This is a genomic window from Anaerofustis stercorihominis, from assembly GCF_005844425.1.
GTDB lineage: Bacteria > Bacillota > Clostridia > Eubacteriales > Anaerofustaceae > Anaerofustis > Anaerofustis butyriciformans.
Window position 1 is genome coordinate 1 of the sequence record NZ_SPHL01000046.1, and the last position, 11301, is coordinate 11301.

General features: G+C 30.1%; 11 protein-coding genes. 3 read left to right on the forward strand and 8 right to left on the reverse strand.

The genetic code is table 11. The features are described from left to right. Positions 1-93: 93 nt before the first annotated feature. The gene (locus tag FGQ49_RS09240) at positions 94-336 is read right to left on the reverse strand and encodes a helix-turn-helix domain-containing protein (protein WP_138269582.1); all 243 of its coding nucleotides are present in this window, start codon (positions 334-336) and stop codon (positions 94-96) included. Positions 337-434: 98 nt separating this feature from the next. On the opposite strand from FGQ49_RS09240, the gene FGQ49_RS09245 reads away from it, so the two are divergent. After that, positions 435-905 (forward strand): SLOG family protein, encoded by a 471-nt coding sequence (locus FGQ49_RS09245; RefSeq protein ID WP_138269583.1) that lies wholly within the window; start codon positions 435-437, stop codon positions 903-905. Positions 906-964: 59 nt separating this feature from the next. Here FGQ49_RS09245 and gpmI read toward each other — a convergent pair whose 3' ends face one another. From gpmI to FGQ49_RS09280, 7 genes are all read right to left on the reverse strand, one after another. Continuing rightward, positions 965-2479, reverse strand: a complete 1515-nt coding sequence (gene gpmI / locus FGQ49_RS09250) for a 2,3-bisphosphoglycerate-independent phosphoglycerate mutase (protein ID WP_138269584.1) — start codon at positions 2477-2479, stop codon at positions 965-967. Between the two features lie 12 nt (positions 2480-2491). Next, positions 2492-3247 carry a triose-phosphate isomerase gene (gene tpiA, locus FGQ49_RS09255; RefSeq protein WP_138269585.1) on the reverse strand — a complete coding sequence of 252 codons (756 nt, stop codon included), beginning with the start codon at positions 3245-3247 and terminating at the stop codon, positions 2492-2494. Between the two features lie 33 nt (positions 3248-3280). Further along, positions 3281-4486 (reverse strand): phosphoglycerate kinase, encoded by a 1206-nt coding sequence (locus FGQ49_RS09260; protein ID WP_138269586.1) that lies wholly within the window; start codon positions 4484-4486, stop codon positions 3281-3283. 103 nt (positions 4487-4589) lie between these two features. Further along, a complete protein-coding gene (gene gap / locus FGQ49_RS09265) occupies positions 4590-5603 on the reverse strand; it encodes a type I glyceraldehyde-3-phosphate dehydrogenase (RefSeq protein ID WP_138269587.1) in 1014 nt (337 codons plus the stop codon). Between the two features lie 345 nt (positions 5604-5948). Next, the gene (locus tag FGQ49_RS09270) at positions 5949-6326 is read right to left on the reverse strand and encodes a GNAT family N-acetyltransferase (RefSeq protein WP_347559334.1); all 378 of its coding nucleotides are present in this window, start codon (positions 6324-6326) and stop codon (positions 5949-5951) included. A gap of 192 nt (positions 6327-6518) precedes the next feature. Continuing rightward, the gene (gene serC / locus FGQ49_RS09275) at positions 6519-7607 is read right to left on the reverse strand and encodes a 3-phosphoserine/phosphohydroxythreonine transaminase (protein WP_138269588.1); all 1089 of its coding nucleotides are present in this window, start codon (positions 7605-7607) and stop codon (positions 6519-6521) included. Between the two features lie 42 nt (positions 7608-7649). Continuing rightward, on the reverse strand, positions 7650-8885 hold the full coding sequence (locus FGQ49_RS09280; protein WP_138269589.1) for a DUF1015 domain-containing protein: 1236 nt from the start codon (positions 8883-8885) through the stop codon (positions 7650-7652). Positions 8886-9110: 225 nt separating this feature from the next. On the opposite strand from FGQ49_RS09280, the gene FGQ49_RS09285 reads away from it, so the two are divergent. Further along, positions 9111-9869 carry an IspD/TarI family cytidylyltransferase gene (locus FGQ49_RS09285; protein ID WP_138269590.1) on the forward strand — a complete coding sequence of 253 codons (759 nt, stop codon included), beginning with the start codon at positions 9111-9113 and terminating at the stop codon, positions 9867-9869. Between the two features lie 74 nt (positions 9870-9943). Beyond that, positions 9944-11301 (forward strand): LicD family protein (locus tag FGQ49_RS09290; RefSeq protein ID WP_138269591.1); only part of this gene is annotated, 1358 nt, incomplete at its 3' end.

Consider the following 11301-nt stretch of genomic DNA (forward strand, 5'->3'; position numbering starts at 1 on the left):
CCAATCTATATGAAGAGAATATATAAATAACATATCGAAAATAGGCGATATATAGTACTATAGCTATATATCGCCTATTCATATTTATAAAATCTATTTTATTTCTTGTTCTAATTGATTAAACTCTGGAGAATTAAAAAATTCACCTAGTGTAATTCCTAAACCGTCACATATTATTTTTAAAGTTATAATTTTAGGATTTTTACTTCTTCCATATAATATTCCCTTTAAAGTCGAAGGTGGTAATGCAGACAGATTAGCTAATTTATTTATTGATATATTTTTTTGATTACATAATTGTAATATTCGTATTCTTATAGCCTCTATAGTATCCATTGAAATTCCTCCATATAAAAAGGATATAAAAAAACACTAGAAATTATAGGCGATATGTGATACTATTAGGCTATATATAGCCTATAAGGAGAATTTATATGAAATCAAAAACCTGTTGTTTTAGCGGACATAGAAATATCCCCGCTGATAAAGAAGAAGAAATAAGAATAAAATTAATTGAAGAATTAGAAAAACTTATAAATAAAGGATATTGTTTTTTCGCTGTGGGAGGTGCTTTAGGATTTGATACAATGGCAGCAATAGAAGTTTTAAATTTAAGAAGAAAATACCCTCATATTAAATTAATAATGGTTCTGCCTTGTAAAGACCAATCAAAATACTGGAATAAAGCAGATAAAAATATATATGAATTTATAAAAAAGCAAAGTGATAAAATTGTATATACATCACAGTATTACAAAGATAAAAGTTGTATTTTGGATAGAAACAGACTTTTAATTGATAATAGCAGTGTATGCATTACCTATAAAACAAAAAATACAGGAGGGACTTCTTATACAATAAATTATGCAAAAGAAAAAAATATTAAAATTATAAATTTAGCTTAAATACATAAAAGCAATAAAAAAAGAGGCAAAGCCTCTTTTTTTTATTTTATCTTATTCTCTTATTTTTCAACAAAAGATTTACCTGTCATTTCTTCAGGTTGTTTAATATCCATTAAGTCAAGTACTGTTGGAGCAACATCGCATAAAGCTGCTTCTTCGCTTACGCCTTTGATTAATTTGCTTTCAACAATACATCTTACTTTATTTGTTGTATGAGCTGTGAATGGTTTTCCGTCTTCAAACATTAATTCAGCATTACCATGGTCAGCAGTTATAATAACGCTGTAATCATTGTTTCTTGCAGCATCAGTAACTTCTCCAACGCATTTATCAACAGCTTCAACAGCAGCTACAGCCGCATCGAATATACCTGTATGACCAACCATGTCACAATTTGCAAAGTTTACTGCAATAAAATCGTAATCTTTATTGTTAATTAAATCAACAAGTTTATCTTTTACTTCGTATGCACTCATTTCAGGTTTTAAGTCATATGTTGCAACTTTTGGAGAAGCAACTAAAACTCTGTCTTCACCTTTATATTCTGTTTCAACACCACCGTTAAAGAAATATGTTACATGAGCATATTTTTCTGTTTCGGCAATTCTAAGTTGAGTGTATCCGTTATTACTTAAGTATTCACCTAAAGTATTTGTAATAACTTGTGGTTTAAATGCGATTAATACGTTTTTAAAGCTTGCATCATAATTTGTGAATGTAACAAAAGTTAAATTCAAATCTTCTTCTCTATCAAAGCCGTCAAAATCATCTTCAACTAAAGCTCTTGTGATTTGTCTTGCTCTGTCAGGTCTGAAGTTAAAGAAAATTACGCTGTCGTTTTTAGAAATTTTTGCATCTTCACAAACAATCGTAGGAAGAACGAATTCATCAGTAACATCATTATCATATGAATTTTGCATAGCTTCAGCAGCACTGTCGGCTTTTTCACCGATACCATATACTAAAGCATCATAAGCTTTTTTTGTTCTTTCCCATCTTTTGTCTCTATCCATTGCATAGTATCTTCCTGATACTACACCGATTTTACCTACACCGATTTCTTTGATTTTTTCTTCAAGTTCTTCAATGTAGCCTTTACCGCTTTTTGGAGGAGTATCTCTTCCGTCCATATAGCAATGAACATAAACTTTTTCTAAACCTTGTCTTTTAGCAAGTTCAAGTAAAGCATATAAATGTTCATTAGAAGAGTGAACACCGCCGTCAGAGACAAGCCCCATTAAATGAAGAGCTGAGCCGTTATCTTTTACATTTTGAACAGCTTTTAAAAATTCTTCATTTTCAAAGAAATCACCGTCTTTTATAGACTTTGTAATTCTTGTTAATTCTTGGTATACAATTCTTCCTGCACCTAAGTTTAAATGACCAACTTCACTGTTGCCCATTTGTCCGTCAGGAAGACCAACGCTTTCTCCGCTGCAATTTAATAATAAATGAGGATTGTTTTCCCATAATTTATCTAAATTTGGAGTGTTAGCGCTGTATACGGCATTTCCTTCATGACTAGCAGAATATCCGTATCCGTCTAAAATCATTAATAATACTTTATTACTCATTAATTCCACCTATTATAGTTCTTTGTAGTTTACAAGTGTAACAAAATCAGCTTTTAAGCTTGCTCCGCCAACTAAAGCACCGTCAATGTCACTCATAGACATTAAAGCTTTTACGTTACCTGCGTTAACACTTCCGCCGTAAAGAATTCTCATTGCTTCTGCAACTTCTTCACCAAGTAATTCTTTAACAAGACTTCTAATATATCCGCAAGCTTCGTTAGCTTGGTCATCAGTAGCTGTTTTACCTGTACCGATAGCCCAAACAGGTTCATAAGCAAGAATAATTTTCTTAGCATCTTCAGCTGAGATACCTTCAAGTAATTTTGTTGTTTGTTCTTTTAATACATCAAAAGCTTTTCCGCTTTCTCTTTCTTCCAATGTTTCGCCAACGCATGGGATTGGAATTAAGCCTTTTGCTAAAGCTTTCTTTGTTTTTTTGTTTACGCCTTCATCAGTTTCGTTGAAGTATTGTCTTCTTTCACTGTGACCTATGATTACATATTTACAACCGGCTTCAATAATCATATCAGCTGTTACTTCACCTGTGTAAGCACCGTTGTCTTCAAAATAAATATTTTGAGCACCGATACCAACATTAGTACCTTTTGTAGCTTCAACAGCAGCAGGAATTGTCATATAAGTTGGGCAAATTACAACTTCAGGATCTGCTACATTGATTTTATCTAAAAATTCATTAAAAAATTCTTTTGCTTCGGCAGCTGTTTTGTTCATTTTCCAGTTTCCGGCAATTACTGTTTTTCTTGACATTTTATATATTTCTCCTTTAATTACTAAAATTGTTTATTTGTCGTTTGCTGCAACAACACCAGGAAGGTCTTTACCTTCTAAGAATTCAAGGCTGGCACCGCCACCTGTTGAGATATGAGTCATTTTGTCACCAAAACCAAGTTGGTTAACAGCAGCAGCAGAGTCACCACCACCGATAATTGTTGTAGCGTCTGTATCAGCAAGAGCTTTAGCTACAGCCATTGTACCTTTTGCAAGAATTGGGTTTTCAAATACACCCATAGGTCCGTTCCAAACAACTGTTTTTGCAGATTTAACTTCATTTGCAAATAATTCAGCTGTTTTTGTTCCGATATCAAGTCCCATCATGTCAGCAGGGATTTTATTAGAATCAACTACTGTGATTTCAATTTCAGCATCGATTGGATCTGGGAAATCTTTTGTGATTGTTGTATCGATAGGAAGTAATAATTTTTTGCCAAGTTCTTCAGCTTTAGCCATCATTTCTTTACAGTAATCAATTTTAGAATCATCAACTAATGATGTACCAACTTCATATCCTTTAGCTTTAAGGAATGTATAAGCCATACCACCACCGATGATTAATGTATCACATTTTTCAAGTAAGTTGTTGATTACGTTTAATTTATCAGCAACTTTAGCACCACCTAAAATTGAAACAAATGGTCTTTCAGGATTGTTTACAGCATTACCTAAGAAGTCTATTTCTTTTTGCATTAAGTAACCAACTACAGCTGTGTCAACATATTCTGTTACACCAACGTTTGAGCAGTGAGCTCTATGAGCTGTACCGAAAGCATCGTTAACAAAAATATCACAAAGTGAAGCTAAGTCTTTGCTTAATGCTTCGCCGTTTTTTGTTTCTTCAGCTCTGTAACGTGTATTTTGAAGTAAAACAACATCTCCGTCGTTCATTTCAGCAACTGCTTTTTTAGCGTTTTCTCCTACTACATTGTCATCAGCTGCAAAAACAACTTCTTTACCTAATTTTTCAGATAATCTTTTTGCAACAGGTGCTAAAGATAATTCTGGTTTTGGTTCTCCTTTTGGTTTTCCTAAGTGAGAACATAAAATAACTTTACCACCGTCGTTCATTACTTTTTTAATTGTTGGAAGAGCAGCATTAATTCTGTTTTCGTCTGTGATTTCACCATCTTTTAAAGGTACGTTAAAGTCACATCTGATTAATACTCTTTTTCCTTTTACATTTATATCATCTACTGATTTTTTATTTAGCATCTAAGAGTGCTCCTTTCAATTTTTTGTAAATAAAAAGGTCCGGGCCAGTAATGATCCCGGACCCATTTTGGATCTTTGTAAGTTTTACTTTGTTTAGAATTAATTAAGCTAATTCTGAGAAGTATTTGATTGTTCTTACCATTTGGCTTGTGTAAGAGTTTTCGTTATCATACCAAGATACAACTTGAACTTGTGTATCACCGTTTTCCATTGGTGAAACCATTGTTTGTGTAGCATCGAATAAAGAACCATATCTCATACCTACGATATCGCTAGATACTAATTCTTCTTCTGTGTATCCGTAAGATTCTGTTTGAGCTGCTTTCATAGCTTCGTTGATTTGTTCAACTGTTACATTACCTTTAACAACAGCTACTAAGATTGTTGTAGAACCTGTAGGAGTTGGAACTCTTTGAGCAGAACCGATTAATTTACCGTTAAGTTCTGGAATAACTAAACCGATAGCTTTTGCAGCACCTGTTGAGTTAGGAACGATGTTAACTGCAGCTGCTCTAGATCTTCTTAAGTCACCTTTTCTTTGTGGTCCGTCAAGAGTCATTTGGTCACCTGTGTAAGCATGAATTGTGCTCATGATACCAGATTGGATTGGAGCTAAATCGTTTAATGCTTTAGCCATTGGAGCTAAACAGTTTGTTGTACAAGAAGCTGCAGAAATAACTGTATCTTCTGGTTTTAATGTTTCATGGTTTACATTGTAAACGATTGTTGGAAGGTCGTTTCCTGCAGGAGCAGAGATAACAACTTTTCTAGCACCAGCTTCGATGTGAGCTTCTGCTTTTGCTTTTGATGTATAGAAACCTGTACATTCAAGTACTACGTCTACACCGATTTCTCCCCAAGGAAGGTTTTTAGCGTCAGCTTCTGCATAAATTTTGATTTCTTTTCCATCGATAATGATAGAATCATCAGTTGCAGATACTTTGTCTGCTAATTCATATCTACCTTGAGATGAGTCATATTTTAATAAATGTGCTAACATCTTTGGAGAAGTTAAGTCGTTGATTGCAACAACTTCATAACCTTCAGCGCCAAACATTTGTCTGAATGCTAACCTCCCAATTCTACCAAATCCGTTAATAGCTACTTTTACTGCCATAATAAAATTCCTCCTAAATATTATAATTATTTATTATTTTTTCTTGAAGTTCCAAACAGAACTTCTAAATAGTAGCAAGTTTAAATTAGCCCCAATATTCGAGCATAAATTGAACTTTAAGAGTATTATATATAAAAAAATTACTAAAATCAATAATTTATATGAAAAATGAATCAACTTTTTTTTAAAATTTAAACAGTTTTGTTTATTTTTAGTTTTAGTATTAGTGTTATGCTATTTTCAAATTTTTTCAATAAAATTTTTTTATTTGACTACTTACTTTTATTTATGAAAATCTTATTTTTAATAATATTTACATAGATATTTTAATGTATACATCATATTTTATTTTTCAATTATAAAAGATTGTAAACTTTTTTTACATCCATTTTTCTCATAAAAATTTTGGGTCCCAGGTTTTGAACCGAAATATAACATTGTAGGTGTATGTTCTTTTGCAAGTTCTAAAAGTTTACTTCCTATCCCCTTCTTTTGATACTCTGGAAGTACAAGAAGGTCAGTTATTGTTCCAAAAAAGTATCCGTCTGTTAATATTCTTATGCATCCAATAAGTTTTTCTTCGTCATAAACAGTTATATTCATGGTTTTTGTTAAAGCATTTTTTGTTTCTAAAACATCATACTCACCTTTCCAAATTTGATTTACAAAGGAAATAAAATCTTTTACATTAATATCTTTATCATCTATTTTATAATTCATCATTTTTCATATCCTATCTAACTATTCATGATTTTATTAAACATTTATTTTAAATATATTTAATATATTAATAAAAACAATAACATTATTTTATACTTTATACATATATAATAAAATTATTACATAAATTATAATTTATTATTTAAAAAATTTAATATATAAAATAAAAAAGCGTCGGTAATCCGACGCTTTATATTAAGCATTTTCTTCTTCAAATTTTTTCATAAATTCAACTAATTTTTCAACACCTTCAATAGGCATAGCATTGTAAATTGAAGCTCTCATTCCGCCTACAGTTCTATGTCCTTTTAAGTTTACAAAGCCTGCTTTTGTAGCTTCTTCAACAAATTTTGCATCTAAGTCTTTGTCTCCAGTTACGAAAGGTACATTCATTAAAGAACGGTCTTCTTTTACAACTGTGCCTTTAAACATTTTGCTTTCATCAAGATAGTCATATAAGATTTTTGCTTTCTTTTCATTTAGTTCTTTCATTTTAGCAAGACCACCTTGTTTTTTAAGCCACTTAAATACTTTACCGCAAATGTAAATACCATATGCAGGTGGTGTATTAAATAGAGAATCATTGTCAGAATGAGTTTTATATCTTAACATTGTCGGAACTTTTTCATCAATTTCATCGTCTGATGGAATTAAATCTTCTCTGATAATTACTATTACTACACCTGCAGGACCTACATTTTTTTGTACCCCACCGTAAATGATACCATATTTTTCAACATCAACAGGTTCTGATAAGAAACAAGAAGATACGTCAGCAACCAATGTTTTTCCTTTTGTATTAGGTAATGTATGATATTTTGTGCCGTAAATTGTATTATTTTCACAAATATATACATAATCTGCATCTTCATCAATATCTAAATCAGAGCAGTCAGGAATATAAGAATAAGTCTTATCTTCACTTGAAGCAACTGCTTTTGCATTTGTATATTTTTTAGCTTCGTTATAAGCTTTTTTTGCCCATTGTCCTGTTATTATGTAATCAGCAACACCATTTTTTGTAAGATTCATAGGAATCATTGCAAATTGTTGGCTTGCACCTCCTTGTAAGAATAAAACCTTATAATTATCCGGAATATTCATTAATTCTCTTAAATCTTTTTCAGCTGTTTTAATGATGTCATCAAACCATTTTGAACGATGGCTCATTTCCATTACAGACATTCCGCTTCCATTGTAATCAAGCATTTCTGCCGCAGCTTCTTTTAATACTTCTTCAGGTAAAACAGCAGGACCTGCTGAAAAATTATATACTCTTCCCATTTTATAAAATCTCCTTTATCATTACTATATTATTATATTTGTTTAAATTTCATGAATAAATAATCCGCTTCTAAGTTTTGGTTCAAACCAAGTTGATTTTGGCGGCATGACCATGTTTGCATCTGCAACTGAGAATAAATCATCCATTGTTACAGGATACACTGCAAAAGCAACACCGTTAAAACTATCTGCTCTTTGTTCAAGTTCTTTTAATCCTCTTATTCCACCAACAAATTCTATGTTGTCACTTGTTCTTGGATCTTCTATATTAAGTACAGGTGCAAGAAGATTTTCTTGTAAAATATCTGCATCTAAACTTTTTACAGGATTTTCTTTGTCATAAGTTCCTTCTTTAGCTCTTAAAAGATACCACTTCTTATCAAGATACATTGAAAAATCATGTTTTTTATCAGGTTTTATTATATTTTCATCATTTGATACAATATCGAATTTTTCACTTACTTTATCTAAAAACTCTTCTTTGGAATAACCAGCTAAGTTTTTTACAACTCTGTTATAATCCATTATTTCAAGTTCATCACTATCAAATATTACAGCTAAGATATAGTTGTATTCTCTATCAACATTATCTCCTGCTTCTTCTCTTTTTCTTTTTCCTACTTCATATGAAGAAGCTGTTCTGTGATGACCGTCAGCTATATATAAATATTCAATTTTATTATAAAATTCTCTTACTTTTTCAACATCTTCATCTTTATCAACAACCCATAAAATATGACTTATTCCGTCTTCTGCTACAAAATCATATACAGGTTTATTGTTTTTTGTATATTCGGATATAAAATTATGTAAATCTTCGTTATGTCTGTGAGCGAAGAAAACAGGTTCTGTATGAGCCGAACAAGCCAAAAAGTTATTTATTCTATCAACTTCTTTTTCCGGTCTTGTAAACTCATGTTTCTTTATTATTCCCTTTTCATATTCGAAAGTGGAACAACATCCACAAATCCCCGTTTGAACTCTTCCGTTCATTATTTCTCTGTAGATGTAATAAACTTCTTTTTCCTCCCTGATTAAATAACCCTCATTCAAAAATTTATCATAATTTTCTTTTGCTTTTTCATAAACTTTTTCATCGTGTATATCTACACTGTCAGGTAAATCAATATCGGAGCGTACAATATGCAAGAAGGATTTTTCATCTTTACCCATTTCTCTTGCTTCATCTCTGTTCATTACGTCATAAGGTAGACAGGATACTTCTTTTGCATATTTTGCATCGGGTCTAACACCCTTAAATGGTTTTACTATTGCCATATTTTACCCCTCCTAAAATATTATTAAATTAAATAATATCATTACTTATATATAACTTCAAGAATTTTTAGAAAATTTTTTCATAAAAATAATGATTAATTTTCATTTTTATTCCATAATATAAATGTAAATCGTTTTATATCAATTTGACAAATATAATTGCTATTGATATAATTTAAAAATATTTAACATAATAAAAATAATAATAAAAATAGGAGAAAACAAATGAATATTGCAATCATGCCTGCCGCGGGCATTGGTTCAAGAATGGGAGAAGTTTGCAAAGAAATTCCAAAGCAATTTTTAAAAGTTTTTAAAAAACCAATTATGATATATACTTTAGAAGTATATGAAAAATGTAAAGATATTGATGCTATCATTGTAGTATGCCATAAAGACTGGATGGATTTCTTAAATAAAGAAATTTCAAAATCAGAATTAACAAAAATTAAAGCAGTTGTACCTGGAGGCGCTACCGGACAAGAATCAATTAATATAGGGATTCATGAGGCTGAAAAATTAATTACAAAGGATGATGATATAATCATTATTCAAGATGCTGTAAGAGCACTTGTAAGTACAGAATTAATTTCAAGAACCATAGATAGTGCAAAGAAATTTGGAGCAGCTGCAACAGCGGTTGAAAATTCATCTATATTATATAGATTGGATGAAAACAAGAAACCTTATGAATATATAGGAAAAGAAAAAATATTTTTAAGTCAAACACCTCAAGCTATTCAGTATAAAAAAATGATAGACACACATAAACTTGCAAAAGAAAAAGGAATTTTAGATACAAGTGCAACATGTCAGTTATTATTTGACTTAGGGGAAAAAATCCAATTTGTTCAAGGAGATCCTATGAACATTAAAATTACAGCAAAAGAAGATTTGAATTTTTTTAAAGAAGTAATAAGAGGAAGAATGGCAAAAGAATGGTTAAATAAAATGGATGAAGAAGATTATCTTCAAAATATATAAAAATTATATAATCAACAATCAAATGTAGCATCAAGTATCGATGTTACATTTATATTTTTAATCAGAGGAAAAAAATGGGTAATATAAATAATAAAGAATATTTAAAAACAAATAAAGATAAAGTTCTTAATGGACTTAAAATAATCCAATTTAATGCATTAAAAGAAATTGATAGAATATGTAAAAAATATAATATAACATATTCACTATCAGGTGGAACATGCCTTGGAGCAATAAGAGATAAAGGATTTATACCTTGGGATGATGATATCGATATTGAAATGATGAGAGATCAATATGAAAAATTTATGGAAGTAGCTCCAAAAGAACTTGATCCAAACACATATTATATGGTTTCGTATGATATTGATAAAAAATATCATAATACAACACCAAAACTAATGATAAAAGGAACTCAACTAAGAACAAGATTTTATATAAAAAGGAATTATGATAATCCAATTTGTGTCGATTTCTTTATATATGATTATGTACCAAATGATCCTAAAAAAAGGAAAAAGGTAACAACAAAAATATATAATTTACGAACATTAATGTTATTTAAATGGTTTGGCGTAACACCTAGAATACCAAAAAAATACGTTTCTTTCGTTAAACTAATATTAAAATTTATTCCTTTTAGACTTATACACTATTTACATGATAGTACTGTTAAGAAATATGGAAAAATTCCAAGTGATTGGATTTTAGAAACAGCAGTAGTAAATGGTAATTATGGTGGAATGCCTGTATCAGAAAGAAAAGAGCATATAGAAGTAGAATTTGAAAATCAAATGTTTCCTGTAATGAAAGGATATGATACTTATTTAAGAAGGTTTTTTGGAAACAGTTATATGAAATGGCTACCCCCTGAAAAAAGAGTTTCTCATCATAAATGGTCAGAAGCTAAATTTGGAAGATTTGTTGAAGAATACAATTTAGACATTCCTAAAGACTATGAAAAATATTTAATAATGAAACTTAATTCAGAAAGACTTGAACATGTAAAGAAGTTAAGTCTAGATATGTTAGATGAAATAAAAAGAATATGTGACAAAAATAATATAGATTATTTTATAACAGGTGATGATGCAATTGCAAAAGCTTATGGAATTGAAAATGAATATTCAAAATACTGGCGTAATGATATGGCTTTTGCAATGACACAAGAGAATTTTAAAAGATTTGATAAAATTGTCAAATCAGAATTAGACCCTAAATATTTTTATCAATCAAGAGAAACAGAAGATGATTATAAATTAATTTATCCTAAAATAAGATTAAATAATTCAATATTTAGAGATAATAAAACAGTACCTGCAGATATAAATACAGGATTATGGATAAATATAGTTATTCTTGCAAAAACTTCAAATAATGAAAATGAAAGAAAAAAACATTATAAAAAATTAAAAAAATTAAATTCATTAAT